The sequence below is a fragment of the Acerihabitans arboris genome, from assembly GCF_010131535.1.
GTDB classification, from domain to species: domain Bacteria; phylum Pseudomonadota; class Gammaproteobacteria; order Enterobacterales; family Enterobacteriaceae; genus Acerihabitans; species Acerihabitans arboris.
Genome location: NZ_WUBS01000021.1, coordinates 1 through 22,522, shown reverse-complemented (window position 1 = coordinate 22,522; position 22,522 = coordinate 1). Strand labels below are relative to the sequence as shown.

At 56.0% G+C, this 22,522-nt stretch carries 23 protein-coding genes, 1 other RNA gene and 2 pseudogenes; 13 read left to right on the top strand and 13 right to left on the bottom strand.

Going from position 1 to position 22,522, the window contains the following annotated elements:
- Nucleotides 1-9: 9 nt before the first annotated feature.
- The 8 genes from era to rpoE form a co-directional block, all read right to left on the bottom strand.
- Nucleotides 10-915: a GTPase Era gene (era, locus tag GRH90_RS23550; RefSeq protein ID WP_162368422.1), complete on the bottom strand. Its 906-nt coding sequence runs from the start codon at nucleotides 913-915 to the stop codon at nucleotides 10-12.
- Complete coding sequence (rnc, locus tag GRH90_RS23545; protein WP_162368421.1) at nucleotides 912-1,592, bottom strand: ribonuclease III; 681 nt, start codon at nucleotides 1,590-1,592, stop codon at nucleotides 912-914. Before rnc ends, era begins: the two co-directional genes overlap by 4 nt.
- A gap of 173 nt (nucleotides 1,593-1,765) precedes the next feature.
- Entirely contained in the window at nucleotides 1,766-2,743 is a 978-nt protein-coding gene (lepB, locus tag GRH90_RS23540; RefSeq protein ID WP_162368420.1) for a signal peptidase I, read from the bottom strand.
- A 15-nt stretch (nucleotides 2,744-2,758) separates the two neighbouring features.
- Nucleotides 2,759-4,558: a translation elongation factor 4 gene (gene lepA, locus GRH90_RS23535; protein WP_162368419.1), complete on the bottom strand. Its 1,800-nt coding sequence runs from the start codon at nucleotides 4,556-4,558 to the stop codon at nucleotides 2,759-2,761.
- A 254-nt stretch (nucleotides 4,559-4,812) separates the two neighbouring features.
- Entirely contained in the window at nucleotides 4,813-5,289 is a 477-nt protein-coding gene (rseC, locus tag GRH90_RS23530) for a SoxR-reducing system protein RseC (protein WP_162368418.1), read from the bottom strand.
- Entirely contained in the window at nucleotides 5,286-6,251 is a 966-nt protein-coding gene (gene rseB, locus GRH90_RS23525) for a sigma-E factor regulatory protein RseB (RefSeq protein ID WP_162368417.1), read from the bottom strand. Before rseB ends, rseC begins: the two co-directional genes overlap by 4 nt.
- Nucleotides 6,251-6,904, bottom strand: coding sequence for an anti-sigma-E factor RseA (gene rseA / locus GRH90_RS23520; RefSeq protein ID WP_162368416.1), 654 nt, complete (start codon nucleotides 6,902-6,904; stop codon nucleotides 6,251-6,253). Before rseA ends, rseB begins: the two co-directional genes overlap by 1 nt.
- Before the next feature lie 28 nt (nucleotides 6,905-6,932).
- On the bottom strand, nucleotides 6,933-7,508 hold the full coding sequence (gene rpoE, locus GRH90_RS23515; RefSeq protein WP_162368415.1) for an RNA polymerase sigma factor RpoE: 576 nt from the start codon (nucleotides 7,506-7,508) through the stop codon (nucleotides 6,933-6,935).
- A gap of 422 nt (nucleotides 7,509-7,930) precedes the next feature.
- Here rpoE and nadB point away from each other — a divergent pair, with 422 nt between their 5' ends.
- Nucleotides 7,931-9,568 (top strand): L-aspartate oxidase, encoded by a 1,638-nt coding sequence (nadB, locus tag GRH90_RS23510; RefSeq protein ID WP_162368414.1) that lies wholly within the window; start codon nucleotides 7,931-7,933, stop codon nucleotides 9,566-9,568.
- A gap of 101 nt (nucleotides 9,569-9,669) precedes the next feature.
- Here nadB and GRH90_RS23505 read toward each other — a convergent pair whose 3' ends face one another.
- Nucleotides 9,670-10,509 (bottom strand): tRNA1(Val) (adenine(37)-N6)-methyltransferase, encoded by an 840-nt coding sequence (locus GRH90_RS23505; protein ID WP_162368475.1) that lies wholly within the window; start codon nucleotides 10,507-10,509, stop codon nucleotides 9,670-9,672.
- 132 nt (nucleotides 10,510-10,641) lie between these two features.
- On the opposite strand from GRH90_RS23505, the gene srmB reads away from it, so the two are divergent.
- Nucleotides 10,642-11,997, top strand: a complete 1,356-nt coding sequence (gene srmB, locus GRH90_RS23500; RefSeq protein WP_162368413.1) for an ATP-dependent RNA helicase SrmB — start codon at nucleotides 10,642-10,644, stop codon at nucleotides 11,995-11,997.
- Between the two features lie 365 nt (nucleotides 11,998-12,362).
- Here srmB and grcA read toward each other — a convergent pair whose 3' ends face one another.
- Nucleotides 12,363-12,746, bottom strand: coding sequence for an autonomous glycyl radical cofactor GrcA (gene grcA / locus GRH90_RS23495; protein WP_162368412.1), 384 nt, complete (start codon nucleotides 12,744-12,746; stop codon nucleotides 12,363-12,365).
- A 343-nt stretch (nucleotides 12,747-13,089) separates the two neighbouring features.
- On the opposite strand from grcA, the gene ung reads away from it, so the two are divergent.
- Nucleotides 13,090-13,773: a uracil-DNA glycosylase gene (ung, locus tag GRH90_RS23490; RefSeq protein ID WP_162368411.1), complete on the top strand. Its 684-nt coding sequence runs from the start codon at nucleotides 13,090-13,092 to the stop codon at nucleotides 13,771-13,773.
- Nucleotides 13,774-13,838: 65 nt separating this feature from the next.
- Here ung and grpE read toward each other — a convergent pair whose 3' ends face one another.
- The gene (grpE, locus tag GRH90_RS23485; protein ID WP_162368474.1) at nucleotides 13,839-14,435 is read right to left on the bottom strand and encodes a nucleotide exchange factor GrpE; all 597 of its coding nucleotides are present in this window, start codon (nucleotides 14,433-14,435) and stop codon (nucleotides 13,839-13,841) included.
- A 124-nt stretch (nucleotides 14,436-14,559) separates the two neighbouring features.
- Here grpE and nadK point away from each other — a divergent pair, with 124 nt between their 5' ends.
- The 3 genes from nadK to bamE all read left to right on the top strand — a co-directional run bounded on the left by nadK (nucleotide 14,560) and on the right by bamE (nucleotide 17,648).
- A complete protein-coding gene (nadK, locus tag GRH90_RS23480; RefSeq protein WP_162368410.1) occupies nucleotides 14,560-15,438 on the top strand; it encodes an NAD(+) kinase in 879 nt (292 codons plus the stop codon).
- Between the two features lie 87 nt (nucleotides 15,439-15,525).
- A complete protein-coding gene (gene recN, locus GRH90_RS23475) occupies nucleotides 15,526-17,187 on the top strand; it encodes a DNA repair protein RecN (protein WP_162368409.1) in 1,662 nt (553 codons plus the stop codon).
- Nucleotides 17,188-17,300: 113 nt separating this feature from the next.
- Nucleotides 17,301-17,648: an outer membrane protein assembly factor BamE gene (gene bamE, locus GRH90_RS23470; protein ID WP_162368408.1), complete on the top strand. Its 348-nt coding sequence runs from the start codon at nucleotides 17,301-17,303 to the stop codon at nucleotides 17,646-17,648.
- Between the two features lie 164 nt (nucleotides 17,649-17,812).
- Here bamE and GRH90_RS23465 read toward each other — a convergent pair whose 3' ends face one another.
- Both GRH90_RS23465 and GRH90_RS23460 read right to left on the bottom strand, forming a co-directional pair.
- Complete coding sequence (locus GRH90_RS23465; RefSeq protein ID WP_312857217.1) at nucleotides 17,813-18,088, bottom strand: RnfH family protein; 276 nt, start codon at nucleotides 18,086-18,088, stop codon at nucleotides 17,813-17,815.
- 157 nt (nucleotides 18,089-18,245) lie between these two features.
- Nucleotides 18,246-18,683, bottom strand: coding sequence for an SRPBCC family protein (locus GRH90_RS23460; protein ID WP_162368406.1), 438 nt, complete (start codon nucleotides 18,681-18,683; stop codon nucleotides 18,246-18,248).
- Between the two features lie 170 nt (nucleotides 18,684-18,853).
- On the opposite strand from GRH90_RS23460, the gene smpB reads away from it, so the two are divergent.
- From smpB to GRH90_RS23425, 7 genes and pseudogenes are all read left to right on the top strand, one after another.
- Nucleotides 18,854-19,336, top strand: coding sequence for an SsrA-binding protein SmpB (smpB, locus tag GRH90_RS23455; RefSeq protein ID WP_162368405.1), 483 nt, complete (start codon nucleotides 18,854-18,856; stop codon nucleotides 19,334-19,336).
- A 46-nt stretch (nucleotides 19,337-19,382) separates the two neighbouring features.
- Nucleotides 19,383-19,765, top strand: a transfer-messenger RNA (tmRNA) gene (gene ssrA / locus GRH90_RS23450).
- A gap of 159 nt (nucleotides 19,766-19,924) precedes the next feature.
- A pseudogene (locus tag GRH90_RS23445) lies at nucleotides 19,925-20,811 on the top strand (integrase domain-containing protein); the annotation flags it as partial.
- A 157-nt stretch (nucleotides 20,812-20,968) separates the two neighbouring features.
- A pseudogene (locus GRH90_RS23440) lies at nucleotides 20,969-21,298 on the top strand (type II toxin-antitoxin system RelE/ParE family toxin).
- Nucleotides 21,288-21,596: a helix-turn-helix domain-containing protein gene (locus GRH90_RS23435; RefSeq protein WP_162368404.1), complete on the top strand. Its 309-nt coding sequence runs from the start codon at nucleotides 21,288-21,290 to the stop codon at nucleotides 21,594-21,596. Before GRH90_RS23440 ends, GRH90_RS23435 begins: the two are co-directional and overlap by 11 nt.
- Nucleotides 21,597-21,813: 217 nt before the next feature.
- Complete coding sequence (locus GRH90_RS23430; RefSeq protein WP_136168230.1) at nucleotides 21,814-22,050, top strand: ParD-like family protein; 237 nt, start codon at nucleotides 21,814-21,816, stop codon at nucleotides 22,048-22,050.
- Nucleotides 22,019-22,348, top strand: coding sequence for a type II toxin-antitoxin system RelE/ParE family toxin (locus GRH90_RS23425; RefSeq protein ID WP_162368403.1), 330 nt, complete (start codon nucleotides 22,019-22,021; stop codon nucleotides 22,346-22,348). The genes GRH90_RS23430 and GRH90_RS23425 overlap by 32 nt, the downstream gene beginning before the upstream one ends.
- Nucleotides 22,349-22,522: the final 174 nt, after the last annotated feature.

Below are 22,522 nucleotides of genomic sequence, written 5' to 3'. Positions count from 1 at the left end.
GCGGGGTCCTCAGACATCGTCGCCGTAACCCAGGCTCTTCAAGGCGCGTTCATCGTCGGCCCAACCGGATTTGACCTTGACCCACAGTTCAAGATGCACTTTGTTCTCGAACATGGTTTCCATATCCTGGCGTGCTTCGATACCAATGGTTTTAATCTTGGAACCGCCGTTGCCGATGACCATTTTTTTCTGGCCTTCGCGCTCCACCAGGATCAGGCCGTGGATATCATAACCACCGCGCTCGTTGGTGATAAAGCGCTCGATCTCAACCGTAACGGAATAAGGCAGCTCTTCGCCCAGAAAGCGCATCAGCTTTTCGCGGATGATTTCCGAGGCCATGAAACGCTGCGAGCGGTCGGTCACATATTCTTCCGGGAACTGGTGGACGCCTTCAGGCATAAGTTTGCGCACGATACCCGCTAGGGTGTCGACGTTCATCCCGGTTTCGGCGCAAATCGGCACCACGTCCAGGAAATTCATCTGCTGGCTGAGGAAAGTGATATGCGGCAACAGCTTGCCCTTGTCGGTAACGTTGTCCACCTTATTGATCGCCAGTACCACCGGGCAGCTTAAGCCGCGCAGCTTGTTGACCACCATTTCGTCGTCCGGCGTCCAGTGGGTGCCTTCCACGACAAATATCACCAGTTCCACATCGCCCATGGAGCTGCTGGCGGCGCGGTTCATCAAGCGGTTGATGGCGCGTTTTTCCTCGATATGCAGCCCGGGGGTATCGACATAGACGGCCTGGTAAGGACCCTCGGTATGGATGCCCATGATCCGGTGGCGCGTGGTCTGCGGCTTACGGGAGGTAATGGAGACCTTCTGCCCCATGAACTGGTTCAGCAGTGTGGACTTGCCGACGTTCGGCCGTCCGACAATCGCCACGAATCCGCAATAGGTTTTATCTTCGTTCATTCAAGCTCCAGCTCTTTCAGCGCCTGCTCGGCGGCTGACTGTTCGGCTTTACGGCGGCTTGACCCATTGCCCACGACGGGTTCAGGCAAGCCACTGACATGGCAGTGAATGGTAAATTCCTGGTCATGCGCCTCGCCACGAACCTGAACCACCAGATAGGTAGGTAATGGCAAATGACGCCCCTGCAAATACTCCTGCAGACGGGTCTTCGGATCCTTTTGTTTGTCGCCGGGACTGATTTCGTCCAGGCGGCTTTGATACCAATTAAGGATCAGACGCTCGATATTTTCTATATCGCTATCAAGGAAAATGCCGCCGATCAGCGCCTCAACCGTATCGGCAAGAATGGACTCGCGGCGAAACCCGCCGCTTTTCAACTCACCCGGCCCCAGGCGCAGGCACTCTCCCAGTTCGAACTCCCGGGCCATTTCCGCCAGGGTATTGCCCCGCACCAGCGTCGCGCGCATCCGGCTCATATCGCCTTCGTCGACCCGCGGGAAACGCAGGTAAAGCGCATTGGCGATAACGAAACTCAATATGGAATCACCCAGGAATTCCAGCCGTTCGTTATGTTTGCTGCTGGCGCTTCGGTGTGTCAGGGCCTGTAACAAGAGCTCGTGCTGTTGAAAAGTGTAGCCCAGTTTTTTCTGGAGCCTATTAATTAAGATGGGATTCATGCGTTACCAATAACTCAACCATGCGTCAAATAACTACAGCAGACGGAACAGCCCTGTCGGGACAAAACTGTTTCGTTTGCAGTGGCCCCCGAATCGGGGGCCAGTCTTTATTGCCAGAGGCGGGTATTCTACAACGGGAAGCATAATAATGCTTCGCTTAAAAACGTATTTGATTAATGTATTCCGCCGATACGTCTTAAACGTACGCCGGTGGGCCATTGACCTTCTTGTTTTTCAAAACTCATCCAAATCGCGGTGGCTTTGCCGACCAGGTTCTTTTCCGGGACAAACCCCCAGAAACGGCTGTCGGCGCTATCGTCGCGATTATCGCCCATCATAAAATAATGCCCGTCGGGTACCGACCATTCCGCCAGCTGCTGGCTGCGCTGATGGTAATACATCCCGACCTGATCCTGCTGGCCCGGCACCGTCAGGATATGGTGCGTCACGTTGCCCAGGGTTTCCGTGCGCTCCGCCAGGCGGATACCGCCGTCCACCTGCCGATCGGGCGGAACCTGCAGGAAACCGGTGGAGGATTCGCCGCTGCCGGTTGAATCAAAGGTCTGGACAAAATCACTCGGCGCCATATCGCTATAGGTTACCGCCAGCGCGCTCGAGCAGGACGGGCTATTGGCGCAGCCCGGCTGCACGGTCACGCTTTTATTCAGCGGATCGTAAATAATCCGATCGCCCGGCAAGCCAATCACGCGTTTAATATAATCCAGCTTAGGATCGGGCGGATACTTAAATACCACGATGTCCCCGCGCTGCGGGTGGCCGGCAGGGATAAGTGTAGTCTGGGTTATGGGATTTTTGATCCCATAGGCGAATTTTTCCACCAGGATAAAGTCTCCCACCAGCAGCGTCGGCATCATGGAGCCGGAGGGAATCTGAAACGGCTCGTAAAGAAACGACCGTACTATAAATACCACCAGTAATACCGGGAAAATAGATCCGCAGGTTTCAATCCAGCCCGGTTGTTTTGCTTTTTTCAGCGCCGCCTTGTCATGCGCCGCGTCATCGCCCGCGGCCGTAGTTAACTGCGCCTGCCTGACGCGGCGCGCCGGTGCCAGTTTAAATCGATCCACGCACCAGATAATACCGGTTATCAAGGTGGCTATTGCCAGGATCAGGGCAAACATATTTGCCATGCCAACTCCTTTGGGTTATTTACTGTCTTTGCCAACGTGCAGAATCGCCAGGAACGCTTCCTGCGGTAATTCGACGTTACCCACCTGCTTCATACGCTTCTTGCCGTCTTTCTGCTTTTGCAGCAATTTCTTCTTACGGCTGACATCGCCGCCGTAACATTTAGCCAGTACGTTCTTACGTAATTGCTTAATCGTGGAACGGGCAATAATGTGGTTGCCGATGGCGGCCTGAATGGCAATATCGAACTGCTGGCGGGGAATAAGCTCCTGCATTTTTTCCACGATATCACGGCCGCGACGCTGGGAATTATCGCGGTGGGTAATCAGGGCCAGGGCGTCCACCCGCTCGCTATTGATCAGGATATCCACCCGCACCATGTCAGAGGTCTGGAAACGTTTAAACCCATAGTCCAGCGAGGCGTAGCCGCGCGAGGTGGATTTCAGCCGGTCGAAAAAATCCAGCACCACTTCCGACATGGGGATCTCGTAGGTCAACGCCACCTGGTTGCCGTGATAGACCATGTTGGTCTGCATACCGCGTTTTTCGATGCACAGGGTAATCACATTGCCCAGGAACTCCTGCGGCAGCAGCATGTGGCATTCGGCGATAGGCTCGCGCAGCTCGAGGATATTATTCAGCGGCGGCAGCTTGGACGGGCTGTCGACGTAGATGGTTTGATTATCGGTGGTGACAACCTCATAGATTACCGTGGGCGCGGTGGTAATCAGCTCCAGGTCGTACTCGCGCTCCAGCCGCTCCTGGATGATTTCCATATGCAACAGGCCGAGGAAACCACAGCGGAAGCCGAACCCGAGCGCGGTGGAACTCTCCGGCTCGTAGAATAACGAGGCGTCGTTGAGGCTGAGTTTGCCCAGCGCGTCGCGGAAAGCCTCATAGTCGTCGGAGCTGATGGTGAACATGCCCGCGTAAACCTGCGGCTTGACCTTCTTGAAGCCCGGCAACGCCTTATCGGCGGGCTGGCGGGCCAATGTCAGGGTATCGCCCACCGGCGCGCCCAGGATATCCTTGATGGCGCAGACCAGCCATCCGACCTCTCCGCACCTGAGGATGTCGCGGTCGATGCGTTTGGGGGTAAAAATGCCCAGCCGGTCGGCGTTATAGGTCTGGCCGGTGCTCATGACCTTGATCTTTTCGCCCTTGCGCAGGGTGCCGTTTTTCACGCGGATAAGCGACACCACGCCGAGGTAGTTATCAAACCACGAGTCGATAATCAGCGCCTGCAGCGGGGCCTCCGGGTCGCCCTCGGGCGGCGGAATATCGCGCACCAGCCGCTCCAGCAGCTCCGGGATGCCCACGCCGGTCTTGGCCGAGCAGCGCACGGCGTCGGTGGCGTCGATGCCGACGATATCCTCGATTTCCTGCGCCACCCGATCGGGATCGGCGGCGGGTAAATCGATCTTGTTCAGCACCGGCACCACCTCCAGGTCCATTTCCATGGCGGTGTAGCAGTTGGCCAGGGTTTGCGCTTCCACGCCCTGCCCCGCATCCACCACCAGCAGCGCGCCTTCGCAGGCGGCCAGGGAACGGGAAACCTCATAGGAGAAATCCACATGGCCCGGGGTATCGATAAAATTAAGATGATAGATCTGACCGTCGTCGGCTTTGTAGTCAAGCGTAACGCTCTGCGCCTTGATGGTAATGCCGCGCTCGCGTTCCAGATCCATGGAATCCAGCACCTGGGCTTCCATTTCGCGTTCAGCCAGGCCACCGCAGGTTTGGATCAGCCGGTCGGAGAGGGTCGACTTACCATGGTCGATATGGGCAATGATGGAGAAATTACGGATGTTCTTCATTTATATGAATTTTTCTCTAATTATGTTGCTTAGATTTATTTCGGTGGACACAGCGATGGACGTAACAGCAAAACTACCCACTCAATCATTGGCGCATATTACACTGTATGGGAGTTGCAAGAAAGGTTAGCGGGCATTGCCGGGGGCTAAGTTTGTAAGAACATCTACGTCCGGCGGCCACCGGGGGATTATCCGCATACGGGAGGGGGATCGGGAAGAGAGGCCGGGTATCCGGCCGGGTGGGGCGGGCCGCCCTAGCGCTCGGCGGGGCTGTCCTGGCGCAGGTAAAACGAGGACGGCGGCAGGGCGATTTGCAAAATCACCGGCTGGTATTCGCGTTCATTGCCGATGCGCTGGGCGAAAAAGCGCGCCAACATAAACCCGCCGATACCGCCGGCCAGTCCGCCGCAGGCCGCGGCAAGATCGGTATTGAACCAGCCCTGCATCAGCGCCGCGCAGGCAATCAGGCCTACCAGCGGCAGCATATAGACCAGCAGCGCCGAACGAATCAGGCTGGCCTCGGCGATGCCGACTTCCACCCGCTGGCCTGGCACCAGGGGATGTTTGCTCTCAACCTTCAGCTGTTGCGAGGAGTCAGGCCCCATTTTGTTGAGGATGCTGGTGCCGCAACTGCCGCTGGCGTGACAGCTGCCGCAGCCGGAACGCTGCTCGCAGCGCAGCTGTGCCACGCCCTGTTGCCATGAGATAACCGTCGCCCATTCTTTAATCATGGTTGCGCCTTAAATATCACACCGTCGGCGATGCGTTTGGCGGTAGCCGGAGGCAATTCGCCGACAACGGTAATGTCTTTATTGCTGCGGACCTCGGTGTGTATGGTGCGCCGTCCGGTGCGGATAAACCGCTCCGCCTCGCCCTGCTCCGCCTGCGCGATATTCACCGAGAAACTAAACAGCCCGTCGGTATACAGCCTGGTTTCGATCGGCACGTTAATGCCCGGCAACGTGCGGCGGCTGCGCGAAACTTCACTCACGCCCGCTGGCAGCCAGCCGGCGCTCCAATCGAAATCAGCTTTCTCCGAGGCCGGCATCGCCAGCAGCGGAGGCAGATTCACTTTTTCCAATCCCTGCATCAGGGACTGCACCTGCGGATCCACGATAAAGGAGATCACGCGGAACTGTTCCAGCGCCTCGCCATCGCGATCGAGGAGATCGGCGCGCAGCGGCAGTTTGGTGGCGGTATCGATCCACAGCACATAACCAAACCGCGTACCGTCCCGCGCCACGACCCGCACGACTTCGCACAGGCGATCGGAAACACGGGTACGGCCGACGGGAATAAAATCGTAAAATTGCGCCAGACGTTCAAAGTCAGCGTAAACGATAGAGGGGAGAGAATCAACGATATGATCGCCGGCTAGCGTAAAAGGCTCGAGACCCGGCTCGAAGAAGCTGATTTCATTGTCACGCTGTACTATTTCACGGCGGGGGCCGTCCATTTGCAGCAACTGGGCTAACCGGTGCTTTTCAAACACGGCATGGCGAAATCGTAACGAATCGACACCCTGCTTGTTGACGCTGACAAAAGCAAATTCGTAGTTTAACGACTGGCTGGCCTGGCTCATCTGCTGCAACAGCGCGCCGGGTGCCATGGTCGGGATATCGGCGGCGCGAGCGCTGGTGGAAAAGAACAGGCTGCCTGCCATAAGACAAATAGCACACCAAAATGGCTTCATTACTGCGGTTGCATTCCTAAAGACTGGGTTCCAGGCACCTGGACAGCGGCCTGCTGGGTTTCATGCTGGTCAAATTGCAGCTGAGTCGAGTGAACCCGGCGCTGCAGCTCGTAATCCTGCAAGATGGCGTTGATACGCTTGCGCTGTTCCTGCACCTGCTGCTGGGAACCGTTATCGGCGGTATTGGTGGCCGAAGGCACGCCCAGGCTGACCGGGGAAGCCTGGCCCATCATCGGCAGGGTGTTGAACACCGGCGCTTCCGGCTGCGCGTCGTTGTTGACCGGCTGGTTGTAGTGCTGCACGCCCACGATTACCGCCAGCGACACGCACGCGGCCAGGCCGATCTGGGTTAATTGCGCGGCCCATGGGCGCGCTTTGTGCCAGAACGGCAATTTTTGCCAGGTTTCAGGCTGCGGCTGTGATTCCTTGACCGCATCGGGCACCAGGCGGACCGGTTCGCGGGCGATGGCCTGCGCGACACGATCGGCAATATCGAGGTGCAGCGTCGCGCCGATATCCCCGCGCATCGTATCGCGGATCAGGTGATACCGTTGCCAGCTTTGTTGTAACTTGTCATCCCTGGATAAATCGTTGAGCAGTTCGTTATCGAACGACTCTCCATCCATGAGAGCGGAAAGCTTTTCATTATGCATGCGTGGGTACCTTCTCCTGCCGCCATCGTTATCGCTGAATCAGCGGTTGAATTTTATTATCAATAGCTTCGCGTGCACGGAAGATACGCGATCTTACCGTACCCACCGGGCAATCCATGATGGAGGCTATCTCTTCATAGCTCAGGCCATCCAGTTCCCGAAGCGTGATTGCCATACGCAAATCTTCGGGAAGCCCTTCGATAGTGCGAAACACTATCTGTCGCAACTCTTCAGACAACATTAAATTCTCAGGGTTCGATATTTCTTTCAACGCGCCCGCACTTTCGTAGTTTTCGGCGTCGTTGGCGTCCACATCGCTCGACGGCGGGCGCCGGCCCTGGGCAACCAGATAATTTTTAGCCGTGTTGACGGCGATACGATACAACCATGTATAAAAAGCGCTATCCCCACGAAACGACTCCAGGGCGCGATAGGCTTTGATAAACGATTCCTGGGCCACGTCGGGCACGTCCCCTTGGGGAACATACCGGGATACCAGGCTCGCCACTTTGTGCTGGTAACGAACGACCAGTAAATTGAACGCTTTCTGGTCGCCTTTCTGGACCCGTTCAACCAGCACCTGATCCGTTAACTGCTCGCTCATCCGAGGTAAATTCTCCTCAAATTTATCTCCACGCGAAAAATAGTACCGCCAGCCTCTAAACCAATAACACGAGCAAGCTCCCGTTTGGAGTCTACGCTATACATAAAGTTCCGCCCCGCCTGTATTTTTTGTTGACTATAATTGGAGACGGCTCTCGGTGCGCCGGCGCTGGGCCGGGTGGCAGTCAGACTATCATGAAATAAAGTTTTGTAGTGTCAGAATACTGAAAATACGCAGCCAAAGCGACATGTTGACGCCCGGCCCTCTATTGAGAGCGCAGGGTACCGTGAAATTACCCGCATGTCAGTAAACATGCGTAAATACCCGCCGGGTAAAATATCAGCAATTAGCGGTTTAGCCCTAAATCATAGAGTGCTAACATCAGAAAACTATTATTTCTGCCATGGTAACCACCATACATTATGCAACCTTTAACTGAACATGTAGCCGACGTGCTGGTCATCGGCAGCGGCGCCGCGGGTCTCTCGCTGGCGCTGCGCCTCGCGGGGCATTGTAAGGTCATGGTTTTAAGCAAAGGCCCCCTTAACGAAGGATCGACGTATTACGCCCAGGGCGGGATAGCGGCGGTGTTTGACGAAACCGACAGCATCGCCTCCCACGTCGAGGATACGCTGGTAGCCGGCGCCGGACTGTGCGATCGCGAAGCGGTGGAGTTTATCGCCGGCAACGCCCGCCACTGCGTGCAGTGGTTAATCGATCAGGGCGTGCTGTTCGATACGGAAGCGGGCACCGGCACCGGCGGGGAAAACGACGAACGCGCCGGCCGGCACGCCGATGAGCGTTATCACCTGACCCGCGAGGGCGGGCATAGCCATCGGCGCATCCTGCACGCCGCGGACGCCACCGGCAAAGAGGTGGAAACCACCCTGGTCTCCAAGGCGGCCAGCCATCCCAATATCCATATCATGGAACGCTGCAACGCGGTGGATTTGATTGGTTCCAGTAAAATCGGCCTGCCCGGCACCCGGCGGGTGGTCGGCGCCTATATATGGAACCGAGAAAAGGAACGGGTGGAAACCTGCCGGGCAAAATCCGTGGTGCTGGCCACCGGCGGCACCTCGAAGGTCTACCAGTACACCACCAATCCCGACATCTCTTCCGGCGACGGCATCGCCATGGCCTGGCGCGCCGGTTGCCGGGTCGCCAACCTTGAATTCAACCAGTTCCACCCTACCTGCCTGTTCCATCCGCAGGCGCGTAATTTCCTGCTCACCGAGGCGTTGCGCGGCGAAGGCGCTTACCTGAAACGCCCCGACGGCACGCGCTTTATGCCCGATTTCGACGAGCGCGCCGAACTGGCGCCGCGCGATATCGTGGCCCGCGCCATCGATCATGAAATGAAACGGCTCGGCGCCGACTGTATGTACCTGGATATCAGCCATAAGCCGGCGGACTTTATCCGCCAGCACTTTCCAATGATTTACCAGAAATTGCTGACGCTGGATATCGACCTGACCAGAGAGCCGATTCCCATCGTGCCGGCGGCGCACTATACCTGCGGCGGCGTGATGGTGGATCAGCATGGGCGCACCGATCTCGACGGACTCTACGCCATCGGCGAGGTGAGTTATACCGGCCTGCACGGCGCCAATCGCCTGGCGTCCAATTCCCTGCTGGAATGCCTGGTCTACGGCTGGTCGGCATCGGAGGATATCCTTACCCGCCTGCCGTCAATCAAGCTGGCCAGGCAACTGCCGCCCTGGGACGAGAGCCGGGTGGACAATTCCGACGAGCAGGTGGTGCTGCAGCATAACTGGCACGAACTGCGGCTGTTTATGTGGGACTACGTGGGCATCGTGCGCACCACCAAACGCCTGGAGCGCGCGCTGCACCGTATCAACCTGCTGCAGCGGGAAATCGACGAGTATTATTCCAACTTCCGTATCTCGAATAACCTGCTGGAAGTGCGCAACCTGACCCAGGTGGCCGAGCTGATAGTCAAGAGCGCCATGCTGCGCAAAGAGAGCCGCGGCCTGCACTACACGCTGGACTATCCGGATATGGACGCCAATCCGCAGCCAACCATCCTGCACCCCTGATAGTCCGGGAAAAACGCCGGCGCCGGCGGGCGGGAACTGGCAACCAAGCAGGCAAGCGGGCCGGCCATGTACCGCCGCCGCGCTTGCTGTTCCGCACCGCCTTATCTGCCGTTGATATCGTCGCTCGCCCCGCCGCGCGTACCGTCCCGGGATAAATAAAACTCACCGGTGAGCGCGCGGTAAGCGGCCGAATAGCGGCCGTCGCCCGCGCGCAGCATCAGCGTGGAGTACGTCAGTTCCCCCGCCCGCGGGGAAAACGCCAGCAGCACCCGGTGAAAGGGTTTATCCGCGTTGTCGGCCACGTCGGTGCGATAACGCAGGTGCCAGCCTTGCCGCCGGGCCATGGCAATCACGTCCTCGCCGATAGCCAGCGGCAATACCAGCGAGAACAGCCCCTCGGGGGTCACCAGTTGACGCGCGGCATCCAGCAGGCGCTCGTGGGTCAGGGTCGAGGTATAGCGCGCCCTGTCGCGCTCCGCGCTCCTGGTAGCTAAACCGACCGGGAAATAAGGCGGGTTGCTGACGATCAGTCCGTAGCCCTGGACCCCCTCTGCGTTTACCCCGCTTTCGCCGCTTCCCGGCGCATCGTGCGCCAGGGCATCCGGAATATAGTCCAGAATATTGCCATTGATCATGCGCAGGCGCGACGACCAGGGGCTAGCGGTGAAATTTTCACCGGCCTGCCCGGCGGCCGCGGGGTCGAGCTCAACGGCGTCGATCGGCACGTCAGCGCCGGTGCGCTGCGCCACCATCAGGGCCACCAGGCCGCAGCCGGCGCCGATATCCAGCACGCGCCGCGCCTGGCCCAGCGGCGTCCAGGCACCCAGCAGAACGCCGTCGGTGCCCACTTTCATGGCGCAGCGATCGTGGGCGGCGAAAAATTGTTTGAAGGTAAAACCATCCCGGCGCAGCGGCGTTTTCCGTTTCAGCGATTCGATCATCATTAGGCTCTTCAGGACATATCGGGGTACTTTATGGCAAACCGGCCGCGGATGAAATCATCCGTTTGCGCGGAAACAGATGAAGATTATCCGCGATCCGTCTATAATCTGCGCCCCAACCAGAGGTAGACCATGACTGTAACCCAATTTTCCGAACTCGACCTGCATGAAAGCCTGATCGCCGCACTGCGCGATAAAGGTTACGAGCGCCCTACCGCCATTCAGTCCGAAGCGATCCCGCCGGCTATGGACGGGCGCGACGTATTGGGTTCGGCGCCTACCGGTACCGGCAAGACCGCCGCCTATTTGTTACCGGTATTGCAGCACCTGCTCGATTTCCCCCGCCGGAAATCAGGCCCGCCGCGCGTGTTGATTATCACCCCGACCCGCGAGCTGGCCATGCAGGTGGCGGAACAGGCCAAGGAACTTGCCGCGCATACGCACCTGGATATCGCCACCATCACCGGCGGCGTGGCGTTCATGAATCACGCCATCGTGTTTAGCGACAACCAGGATATCGTGGTCGCCACCACCGGGCGGCTGCTGCAATATATCAAGGAAGAAAATTTTGACTGCCGCGCGGTCGAAACGCTGATCCTGGATGAAGCGGACCGCATGCTGGAGATGGGCTTTGCGCAGGATGTCGAACTGATCGCCGCTGAAACCCGCTGGCGTAAACAGACCCTGTTGTTTTCCGCCACCCTTGAAGGCAACGCGGTCAAGGATTTTGCCGAACGGCTGTTAAACGATCCGGTTGAAATCGACGCGACGCCTTCACGGCGCGAACGTAAAAAAATTACCCAATGGTATTATCGCGCCGACGACCTGAAGCATAAAACCGCCCTCTTGTCCTATCTGCTAAAGCTGCCGGACGTGACCAAGTCCATCGTTTTCGTGCGTAAGCGCGAGCGGGTGCATGAAGTGGTCAGCTGGCTGCACCAGGCGGGCATCCCCACCTGTTACCTGGAGGGCGAAATGGTGCAGGCCAAACGCAACGAAGCCATCAAGCGCATGAACGACGGCCGCATGAACGTGCTGGTGGCCACCGACGTGGCGGCGCGCGGGCTGGATATCGACGATATCAGCCACGTAATCAACTTCGATCTGCCGACCACCGCCGACGTCTACCTGCACCGTATCGGCCGGACCGCCCGCGCCGGACGCAAAGGCTCGGCCATTTCGCTGGTGGAGGCGCACGATCATCTGCTGTTGGGTAAAATCAGCCGTTACCTTAATGAACCGCTGAAAGCGCGCATAGTGGATGAGCTTCGTCCCGTCACCCGCGCGCCGGCGGAGAAAGTGACCGGGAAACCCTCGAAAAAAGTACTGGCTAAGCGTAAAGAGAAAAAAGAGCAGGGCCAGGTCAAGGAAAAGGTCAAGGTCCGTCAACGCGATAAGCGCAATATCGGCAAACGCCGGGTATCGAAGACCGCCCCGGCGGAACCGGCCGCGGCAGCCGTGGCCGCGCCGAAACCAACTGATGAATAATGCATCACGCCTACTAAAAAGCCGCCCGCCCGGGCGGCTTTTTTATGGCCTAAGCTGTGGTTTTCGGCCTGTTAACCAATTTTTAACCTGACAATCCTGATTTCCGGCTTAAGCGACCCGCCGCGCGCGGCCGCGCCTGCGATTGATTTTTAAAAAAACATTATTTATCAATAAATTAAATTGATTTTTATCATAAGGCGGCATTGGTCAAAATAGTCGCGGTGGGAAATTTTACATTTATTGATCAAAACGCACTTTCATCAATACGTTATGCAACTCATTGATTCGACAAAGTGGATTTAGCGGCGGGTGGATAGCGGAAATAAAAAAGGGAGCTTATGCTCCCTTTCGGCGCGCCGGCGTCATTAAATGGCGGCGGTGAACGTACGGGTAATAACATCGCGCTGTTGTTCCGGCGTCAGCGAGTTGAAACGCACCGCGTAACCCGAGACACGGATAGTCAGCTGCGGGTATTTTTCCGGATTGGCAACGGCGTCTTCCAGGGTTTCGCGGGTCAGCACATTAACGTTCAGGTGCTGGCCGCCTTCGACACGCACGGTTTCCTTGGCTTCAAGGGGAATCTGGCGGTATTCGATATTGCCCAGTTCGCTTAACGCAACCACCTGATCGTCGGCATAGCCGGCTACGGCGCACAGGCAACGGGCCTGTTCGACGCTGTTATCCAGCAGCCAGAAAGAGTTAACCAGCGCTTTGTTGTCAGCCTTGGTGATTTGAGTTCCGATAATCATAGAGTGCCTCCATGGTGTGGCTTCAAAATCTGCCAATTGTCATGCCGGTACGCTACCGGTTCAATTGGGCATTTGGTAAAACCAATTTGTCTAACTGACTATATACCAGCCAACTGACGCGCTTTCATTGATTTAAATCAATTTATTACCGATAAGTCCGGCGGCGAAAAGAGCATGTTTTTGTTTTATATCAATTTTCACAGGATTTGCCGGCAGCGCTATTTTAAACTATTTTTTAACGTTTCTATATTTTGTTGCTGCGGCCATGCGCAACAGAAATGATTTCGTCCGACGCCATAAGCCGGTAAGCTATCCGCAGTCGCAAATCAACATGGAGCGTACCATGACGCAAAGCCCAACCTGGCGGGACGCCCTCGCCGAGGAGAAAAACCAACCCTATTTCCGGCAAACCCTGGCGTTCGTGGCCACGGAGCGGGCGGCGGGTAAAATCATCTATCCCCCGCAAAAAGACGTCTTTAATGCGTTCCGCTACACCGAGCTTGGCGCGGCGAAAGTGGTAATCCTGGGCCAGGATCCCTACCATGGCCCCAGCCAGGCCCACGGGCTGTCCTTTTCCGTACGGCCCGGCGTGCCGGCCCCGCCCTCTTTGGTGAATATCTATAAAGAACTGGCCAATGACATTCCGGGCTTCGCCAAACCCGAACACGGCTGTCTGCAAAGCTGGGCCGGACAGGGCGTGATGCTGCTCAATACCGTGCTTACCGTCGAGGCGGGCAAGGCCCATTCCCACGCCAGCCTGGGCTGGGAAACCTTTACCGATAAAGTGATTGCCGTGCTCAATGAGCAGCGTGACGGCATCGTGTTTATGCTGTGGGGATCGCATGCGCAGAAAAAGGGCGCCATCATCGACCCCAAGCGCCATCATATCCTGAAAGCGCCGCACCCGTCGCCGCTGTCGGCGCACCGGGGGTTTTTAGGCTGCGGGCATTTTTCCCGGGCCAATATGCTGCTGGAACAGCAGGGGCGGCCGGTCATTGATTGGCAACCAAGGCTGCCGTCGGAGTAACCCCACCCCGCGCTGGCGGATGGGCCGGTTATCGGACTCGACGACCGGCTCGCGGGCGGGCAATGCTAGCCCTGGGCTTTGGATACCGCCACCATGGCGGGACGCAGCAGGCGGCCGTTCAGGGTATAGCCTTTTTGCATGATCATCATGACATGGTTCGGTTCGTGCTCGCCGGATTCCAGCATGGTCATGGCCTGGTGGACCGCCGGATCGAAAGGTACATGGGTCTGGGCGACCACTTCGATGCCGTATTTGCGCACGACGTCCAGCAGCGATTTCAGGGTCAGCTCGATCCCTTCGATAAGCGGGGTCAGCTCGCTATTGGACTTATCGGCCATATCCAGGCCGCGCTCCAGGTTGTCGATCACCGGCAATAGTTCACCGGCAAATTTTTCCAGGGCGAATTTATGGGCTTTTTCCACATCAAGCTCGGTGCGGCGACGGAGATTTTCCATTTCCGCCTTGGCGCGCAGCAGGCTGTCGCGCTCACGCTGCTGCAATTCTTCCAGCTTGGCTTCCAGGCTGGCGATACGCTCATCGCGCGGATCCACGACGTCTGCCGTCTCGGGCGCTGCTTCCGTCTGCTGCGCTGTTTCAATCTCATCCGTTGTAATGTCTTGTGAGACTTGCTCGTCAGGTATCTTCTGTTCTTTACTACTCATCATGAGTTTCTCCGCGTATTAGCCTTTTAGTCTTGCTACTCCGCTTATTATGGGGATGAATAGCGGGGATTCAAGGGATGTCGCATAATGTAGTCAGCAAAACATGGCGAGGAAAAGCAAACACATGAACACCCCCTTCAAAAGCATCGGCATTGTCGGCCATCCACGCCATCCCAATGCCCTGGCCACCCACGAGATGTTATACCATTGGCTTATCGCGCAGGGACATGAGGTGATCATGGAGCAGCAAATCGCCCGCGATCTCGATCTAACCGACGCCGTGACCGGCAGCCTGGCTGATATCGGCCAGCGCGCCGATCTGGCGGTGGTGGTCGGCGGCGACGGCAATATGCTGGGCGCGGCGCGCATCCTCGCGCGTTACGATGTCAAGGTTATCGGCATTAACCGCGGCAACCTGGGGTTCCTGACCGATCTCGACCCCGATTCCGCCCTGCAGCAGCTTACCGACGTGCTGGCGGGCAACTACCGCTGCGAACAGCGTTTCCTGCTGGAGGCGCAGGTGTGCCGGGGCAATGAGTGCGGGCGGCTCAGCACCGCCATCAACGAAGTGGTGCTCCACCCCGGCAAGGTGGCGCATATGATTGAGTTTGAAGTCTATATCGACGACAGCTTTGCATTTTCACAGCGCTCCGACGGCCTGATTATCGCCACGCCCACCGGGTCCACCGCCTATTCGCTCTCCGCCGGCGGCCCGATCCTCACGCCGAACCTGGACGCCATCGCCCTGGTGCCGATGTTCCCGCACACCCTGTCCTCCCGGCCGCTGGTTATCAACGGCAGCAGCACCATCAGGCTGAAATTTTCCCAAGCCAGCAGCGAGCTGGAAATCAGCTGCGACAGCCAGATAGCGCTGCCGATACAGGAAGGCGAGGAGATTTTTATCCGGCGCAGCGAGTATCACCTGGATCTGGTCCATCCCCACGATTACAACTATTTCAACACGCTCAGCACCAAACTCGGCTGGTCGAAAAAATTATTCTGAAAATCAACAGTTGTTGCTTTACTGTATAAAAAACCAGTTTATACTGGATTTAACCACAGCTGTGTTTTTATATACAGGAAACTTACCATGCTGGCTCAACTGACTATTGCAAACTTTGCGATCGTGCGCGAGTTGACGATTGATTTTCAATCGGGGATGAGCGTTATCACCGGTGAAACCGGGGCGGGCAAGTCCATTGCCATCGATGCCCTCGGATTATGCCTCGGTAGCCGTTCCGATGCCGGCATGGTGCGCCCCGGCGCGCCCAGGGCGGATATCTGCGCGCGTTTCGCCCTGGGCGACGCGCCGCTGGCGGCCCTTTGGCTGGCGGACAACGAACTGGACAACGGCAACGAATGCCTGCTGCGCCGCGTGGTCGGCCATGACGGGCGCTCGCGCGGGTTTATCAACGGCACGTCGGTGCCCTTGTCGCAGCTGCGGGAGCTTGGCCACCACCTGATCCAGATCCACGGCCAGCATGCCCACCAGCTGTTGCTCCGTCCTGAATACCAAAAACATCTGCTTGACGCCTATGCCGATGAAGAAGACCTGCGGCGCGCCATGTCCGGCGCCTACCGGCAATGGCACCAGAGCTGCCTGGATCTGGCCGCCTTTCGCCAGCATGCCTCCGAACGCGAGGCCAGGCGCGAACTGCTGCAGTACCAGTTAAAAGAGCTGAACGATTTTATCCCGGCCGACGGCGAATTCGAGCAAATCGACCAGGAATACAAACGGCTCGCCAACTGCGGCCAGTTGATCGCCACCACGCGCCAGGCCCTGGAAATGTTAAGGGAGGGCGAGGACCAGACCCTGCTCAGCCAGCTGTACGCCGTGCAACAGCAGGTAGGCGAACTGGTGGGCATGGACGGCACCCTCTCCCCGGTAATGGATTTACTGGAAGAGGCCTCCATCCAGCTGACCGAAGCCGCGGAAGAGCTGCGTCATTATGGCGATCGGCTCGATTTGGACCCGGCGCGGCTGTTTGAACTTGAACAACGGTTGTCCCGCCAGATGTCCCTGGCGCGTAAGCACCATGTCAAACCAGAAGACCTGCCGCAGTTTTACCAGCAACTGCTGCAAGAACAGCAGTTGCTGGCACAGCACGACTCCGATGCCCAGACACTGGTCGAGACGGTGGCGCAACATCATCGCCAGGCCATGCGGGCCGCGCGCGAGCTTCACCAAAAACGCGCGGATCACGCGCTTGAACTGTCCGCCCTTATTACCCGCAGCATCCGCGAGCTGTCCCTGCCCCACGGCAGGCTGGAGATCAATGTCCATTTCGATGCGGACCAGCTTGGCGCCGAAGGGGCGGACCGAATCGAATTCCTGGTAACCACCAACCCCGGACAGCCGTTGCAGCCTCTGGCAAAAGTGGCCTCGGGCGGCGAACTGTCCCGCATCGGCCTGGCCATACAGGTGATTACCGCCCGCAAGATGGATACCCCGGCGCTGATTTTTGATGAAGTGGATGTGGGCATCAGTGGCCCTACCGCCGCGATTGTGGGTAAAATGCTCCGCCAGTTGGGCGAATCCACCCAGGTGATGTGCGTTACCCATTTGCCGCAGGTCGCGGGGTCGGGCCACCATCACTTTTTTGTCAGTAAAAATACCGACGGCAACGAGACCGAGACCCAGATGATCGCATTGGACAAAAAAGCCCGCCTGCAAGAGCTGGCGCGCCTGTTGGGCGGTAGCGAGGTCACCAAAAACACGTTGGCTAACGCTAAAGAACTGCTCGCGGCATAGAAAAGCATAACTTTTTTACGTTCCTGTGGTCATAGATGGGCCTTGTAGAGGTTCCCAATGTCGGCAAGGTCTATTATCATCGGCATCCTATGCCCAAAAGGAATGTGATTATTATGAGCTGTAAGACGTTGACTGCTGCTGCCGTCGTCCTCCTGATGTTAACCGCCGGTTGCTCTACGCTTGAAAGATTGGTCTATCGCCCGGACATCAACCAGGGAAATTATCTGACAGCAACTGACGTAGCTAAAATTCATACCGGCATGACTAGGCAACAGGTGGCTTATATCCTGGGCACGCCGATGATGCGCGACCCGTTCGGCAGCAACACCTGGTTTTATGTGTTCCGCCGCCAGCCCGGTCATGAGCCTGTAACGCAACAAACGCTTACCCTGACCTTTAGCGATGCCGGCACCCTGACGAATATCGACAACCGGGCGTCGTTGGATACGCCAAAAAGTTAACGCCCCGTTAAAAACCTGACCTGAAACGAAGCGGGAAAAAGCAGCGAAGGGAGGGTCGTGGGTAAAGCGGAAATAAAATAAAACGAGCGGGGTGGATAACGGGCCAGGCACCCAGCAATTATTGCGCAATGCCGGACCTTGTCGGTAAAGCCCGCAATATCCAGCTATTTTTTAGTACGTTCCGCCCGTTGGCGACGCAGATCCTTAGGATCAATCAACAGCGGGCGATAGATTTCCACCCGATCGCCATCATTAACCTGGTCGCTCAATCTGGCCGGGCGGCTAAAGACACCCACCTTATTCTTGCCCAGATCGATATCATGCCGTATTGCCAGAATGCCCGACGCCTGTATCGCCTGTTCGAGGGTGCTGCCGGGCGCCAGCACCACTTGCCGCAGGTACTGCCGCTCCGGCAGGGCATACACCACTGCCACATGAATATCGGCCGCCCCATCGGCTGAAGTCCCGGGCGCAGCTGTGGGTGCGGTTACGGATACGACGCCGCCCTTGGTACCGGATGCTCCACCCGGCATGGCGCCAGCCGTAGCGGGTGTCGTGCTGCCCGGTGAAGCGCCCGGGTTAGCGCCGGACGTAGGTTCAGGCCGCACGATAAACCTCTTTCGCGCGCTGGGTAAACGCCTGCACCATGCTGTTGGCCATTTCTTTGAATACCGGCCCGAACGCCAGTTCGATAATCCGGCTCTTGAACTCAAAGCTCATTTCAAACTCCACCTTGCAGGCTTCCGGACTTAAGGTGGTAAAACGCCAGTCGCCGGCAAAGGAGCGAAACGGCCCTTCCACCAAACGCATCACGATGCTTTCATTATCGGTGATCACATTGCGCGTCCTGAAGGTTTTACTGATGCCCGCCTTGGAAACATCCATCTCGGCGGTTAATTCATTACCTTCTTTACCCAGCACCCGGCTGCCGGTACACCCGGGGATAAACTCCGGATAGGCCTGGATGTCATTAACCAAAGCAAACATTTGCTCCGCGCTGTAGGGCACCAGCGCGGAACGACTGATATGAGGCATAGGGGTTCCTGTCTTGACGATTACTTCTTAATATTATCATTTATCTGTCATGAGACAAAAAAGTGTTGGCGACCGTTTGTCTTAATTTGTCTTAAAAAGCACCAAAACCGCAGGGTAACGTCAGGAAAGCATTTTATTCCAGTCCATAAAACTATATAATATTTAGTATCATGACAAAGAAAAAAGCTTACAAACCCGGTTCAGCCACCATTGCGCAAAACAAGCGCGCCCGACATGAATATTTCATCGAGGAAGAGTTCGAAGCCGGACTCGCGTTGCAGGGATGGGAAGTCAAATCGCTACGTGCCGGCAAGGCCAACATCAGCGATAGCTATGTGCTGCTTAAAGATGGCGAAGCCTTTCTGTTCGGCGCTACCTTCCAGCCGCTGATGGCCGCCTCGTCGCATGTGGTCTGCGATCCCATGCGCACCCGTAAACTCCTGCTGAACAAACGTGAAATCAGTTCGTTGTTCGGCCGGGTCAACCGCGAAGGTTACACCGTGGTCGCCCTGTCGCTCTACTGGAAAAACGCCTGGACGAAAGTGAAGATTGGCGTCGCCAAGGGTAAAAAAGATTTCGACAAGCGTGACGACATCAAAACACGCGAATGGCAGGTCGATAAAGCCCGGATTATGAAGCACGCCAACCGTTAAGGTTTGCCGCGCCATCCTAATTTTGCTATAATGAAATTAACAACTTGGGGCTGATTCTGGATTCGACGGGATTTGTGAAACCCAAGGTGCATGCCGAGGTGAGGTAGGCCTCGTTAAACAGCCTCAAAAAAAATAATTGCAAACGACTCGCAATACGATCGCGCTGCTTTAGCAGCTTAATCAGCCTAAGAAACTGAGCGTTCCCTTTCTCCCTAGCCTCCGCTCTTAGGACGGGGATCAAGAGAGGTCAAATCCAATAGAGCTCGCGTAGAGATCCTGCCTGGGGTCAAAGCGTTAAATCCAATCAGGCTAGTTTGTCAGTGGCGTGTCCATCCGCAGCTGCCGGGCGAATGTAATGATTGGACTAAGCATGTAGTACCGAGGATGTAATAATTCCGGACGGGGGTTCAAATCCCCCCAGCTCCACCAAATTCTGTTCTATAGAACGTCAAGTAAGTCCAAGAAGCCCGCATGGCGCAAGCCTTGCGGGCTTTTTTACGTCTGCTGGGTGCTGTGGCGATCTTGTGGCTTCCACAACTTTTAGGTACCTTCTTAGGTACCCGAAAGGCAGGTTACCCATCTAGTGGGTGGCTACAGTTAAAAAAGAGCAGCGTCACCGCCGACTATGCCTCAGATATCCGGCGCTCCCTCGAAAAGGATATATTTCCCCCCATCGGCGATATCAGCATCACGAACATTAAAGCGCGCATGCTGGTACAGGCTATCCAGCCGGTACACTGGAAACGGTAAGACGGTTATGCCAGCGGATTAACGAAGTGATGATCTATGCCATGAACGTTGCTTTGATCGATGCGGCTCCCAGCGTCAACATCAGCAAGGCGTTCGAGAAACCACAGAAAAAACACATGCCCAGCATTCGCCCGAATCAACTACCGCAACTAATGCAGACCATGCGGCTGGCTAACATCGAACTCCCCACCCGTTGTTTATTTATGTGGCAGCTACTGACGATTAGCCGCCCTGCCGAAGCCTCGGATACCCGTTGGACAGAACATGATTCATCAGCGAAAGAATGGCATATACCGGCAGAACGCATGAAAATGAACCGGGAGCATAGAGTGCCGCTTTCTGCGCAAGCATTATCTATTCTGGAGATTATGAAGCCACTGAGCGGCCAGCGTGAATACGTTTTCCCCAGCCGCATAAAACCGAGGCAACCGATGAACAGCCAAACGGTGAATGCAGCGTTGAAACGCGCTGGTTTTGGTGGTGCCCTGGTCTCCCATGGGCTGCGTTCAATCGCCAGCACCACGCTTAACGAACAAGGCTTTCCACCAGACGTTATCGAAGCCGCGCTGGCACATGTGGATAAAAACGAAGTACGCCGCGCCTACAATCGCAGTGATTACCTTGAACAACGACGCCCGATGATGCAATGGTGGACCGACTTTGTGTCGACCAAGGATAGCGGAAGCTTGATGAGCGAAAGAATAAAAGGGTTAAGATTTTTATAACCGATCAGTCTAACGTTGATCACTTCCATTCATTTTTATGTTGCTCATTATTATGCCTTTAATCGGGAGTAAGATAAGGATTCCCGCGGTGTTATACCCCCTGGGCTACAGTCGTTGCGGCTGGCATAAACATAACGTTTTTGTTATGTTTTAAGCCATGGAATACACTATTGATTACTATAGTGAAGACGTTCGATACGATATCGATCATTGGCCGTTGTCTTTGCGAGCCAGGTATACCAGGCTTACCGAACGTATGACAGTGTACGGTGGTAACCTCGGTGAGCCACATACCAGCGCCTTCGGAAATGGACTTTTCGAACTTCGAGTAAAAGGTAACGAAGGGATTGGACGTGTGTTCTTTTGCGCGGTAGTGGGAAAGTGAATTGTGATGCTGCATAGCTTTATCAAGAAAACCCAAAAAACGCCGCGCAAAGAACTCAGCATCGCTGAAGCCAGATTGAGAGAGTTAAAAAATGAACGCTAAACGCATACCGCCAACCAAAACCCATGCCGAAATGGTCTCTGATTGGATGGAGCAACCGGAATTCAAGGCTGAATACGAAAAGCTGGACGGGGAATTCGCCCTGCTTGATGAGCTGTTGGCCGCACGCAAAAAAGCCGGCCTCACCCAAGCGCAAGTCGCTGAGCGAATGGGAACCAAAGCAACGGCGATTACACGGCTGGAAAGCGGTTTAGCCTCCGGTACACAAGGGCCGTCTTATAACACGCTGAAAAAATATGCCGCTGCGGTAGGGAAAAAACTGCAAATCCGTTTTGTATAATTATTTTTAGGGATCAGCCGTTGCTCAATCTGACAGTCGGCTAAGAGCGATAAGCGGACACAGCTAACCAACCAGCAAGTTAGCCTTGCGCGTCACTAAGTTGCATTATGCGACAATTTGTCGCATAATCTTGTCTGTAGTGCGTCAAACACTGACGTATCGATTGAAACCACCCCAATACCTTACTGGCACGGGTGACTACATCATGAGGTTTAAAATGGCAACAAGTATCCGCTTAGATGATGATTTTGTTGAAGAAGTGAAAACATACGCAGACGCGATGAGCCGTAGCGTGCCCAAGCAGATTGAGCACTGGGCTAAGATTGGCCGCATTGCTGAGGACAACCCCGATCTGCCGTTTTCCTTCATCAACGAAATCCTGCTGGCGAAATCAGAAATGGACAACGGGAGAATGAAGAAATATGTGCGCAGAAAAGACAGAGCAGGAAATTGAGGTTTACCAGTCAAGTCGCTTTGAGAAAGCTTTTAAGCGCCTGAACAAAGAGGAGCAGGACAACGTTGATGAAGAGATTGATCGCATCATCGCAAACCCGGAGATAGGCGAACGCAAGAAAGGCGATCTCAGCTATCTGTGGGTGCATAAGTTTTACATGGGGAAGCAACAATACTTGCTCGGCTACACATGGCTGGACCAGAAACTGGAAATCTACCTCCTGAGTTTGGGCACGCATGAGAATTATTACGATGAGCAAAAGCGGCACCGCAAAGCCGACCTGAAACTAATCGGGTAAAGTCGAGTAAGCAAATTCAGCTTTTTAAAACAGCGAGTTATCCCGTGATTTGAGCCTGTTTACGATTCTGTGTAAATGCCTTTTCTCAGAAGTGACCGTCCAGGCGGTCACCGAACTCGATAATAAAACGGCTCATCGCCATGCGCCAGTCCCTCAGCGGCATCGTCCATTTCT

Bases quoted from the DNA above. Each gene is read 5' to 3' on its own strand.
- grpE (WP_162368474.1), bottom strand. From the start codon at position 14,435: ATGAGTAGTAAAGAACAGAAGATACCTGACGAGCAAGTCTCACAAGAC.
- GRH90_RS23505 (WP_162368475.1), bottom strand. From the start codon at position 10,509: ATGATCGAATCGCTGAAACGGAAAACGCCGCTGCGCCGGGATGGTTTT.
- rseC (WP_162368418.1), bottom strand. From the start codon at position 5,289: ATGATTAAAGAATGGGCGACGGTTATCTCATGGCAACAGGGCGTGGCA.
- lepB (WP_162368420.1), bottom strand. From the start codon at position 2,743: ATGGCAAATATGTTTGCCCTGATCCTGGCAATAGCCACCTTGATAACC.
- rpoE (WP_162368415.1), bottom strand. From the start codon at position 7,508: ATGAGCGAGCAGTTAACGGATCAGGTGCTGGTTGAACGGGTCCAGAAA.
- rnc (WP_162368421.1), bottom strand. From the start codon at position 1,592: ATGAATCCCATCTTAATTAATAGGCTCCAGAAAAAACTGGGCTACACT.
- GRH90_RS23430 (WP_136168230.1), top strand. From the start codon at position 21,814: ATGGCAACAAGTATCCGCTTAGATGATGATTTTGTTGAAGAAGTGAAA.
- era (WP_162368422.1), bottom strand. From the start codon at position 915: ATGAACGAAGATAAAACCTATTGCGGATTCGTGGCGATTGTCGGACGG.
- lepA (WP_162368419.1), bottom strand. From the start codon at position 4,558: ATGAAGAACATCCGTAATTTCTCCATCATTGCCCATATCGACCATGGT.
- GRH90_RS23460 (WP_162368406.1), bottom strand. From the start codon at position 18,683: ATGCCTCATATCAGTCGTTCCGCGCTGGTGCCCTACAGCGCGGAGCAA.
- bamE (WP_162368408.1), top strand. From the start codon at position 17,301: ATGAGCTGTAAGACGTTGACTGCTGCTGCCGTCGTCCTCCTGATGTTA.
- GRH90_RS23435 (WP_162368404.1), top strand. From the start codon at position 21,288: ATGAACGCTAAACGCATACCGCCAACCAAAACCCATGCCGAAATGGTC.
- recN (WP_162368409.1), top strand. From the start codon at position 15,526: ATGCTGGCTCAACTGACTATTGCAAACTTTGCGATCGTGCGCGAGTTG.
- rseA (WP_162368416.1), bottom strand. From the start codon at position 6,904: ATGCATAATGAAAAGCTTTCCGCTCTCATGGATGGAGAGTCGTTCGAT.
- rseB (WP_162368417.1), bottom strand. From the start codon at position 6,251: ATGAAGCCATTTTGGTGTGCTATTTGTCTTATGGCAGGCAGCCTGTTC.
- srmB (WP_162368413.1), top strand. From the start codon at position 10,642: ATGACTGTAACCCAATTTTCCGAACTCGACCTGCATGAAAGCCTGATC.
- nadB (WP_162368414.1), top strand. From the start codon at position 7,931: ATGCAACCTTTAACTGAACATGTAGCCGACGTGCTGGTCATCGGCAGC.
- nadK (WP_162368410.1), top strand. From the start codon at position 14,560: ATGAACACCCCCTTCAAAAGCATCGGCATTGTCGGCCATCCACGCCAT.
- ung (WP_162368411.1), top strand. From the start codon at position 13,090: ATGACGCAAAGCCCAACCTGGCGGGACGCCCTCGCCGAGGAGAAAAAC.
- GRH90_RS23425 (WP_162368403.1), top strand. From the start codon at position 22,019: ATGTGCGCAGAAAAGACAGAGCAGGAAATTGAGGTTTACCAGTCAAGT.
- smpB (WP_162368405.1), top strand. From the start codon at position 18,854: ATGACAAAGAAAAAAGCTTACAAACCCGGTTCAGCCACCATTGCGCAA.
- grcA (WP_162368412.1), bottom strand. From the start codon at position 12,746: ATGATTATCGGAACTCAAATCACCAAGGCTGACAACAAAGCGCTGGTT.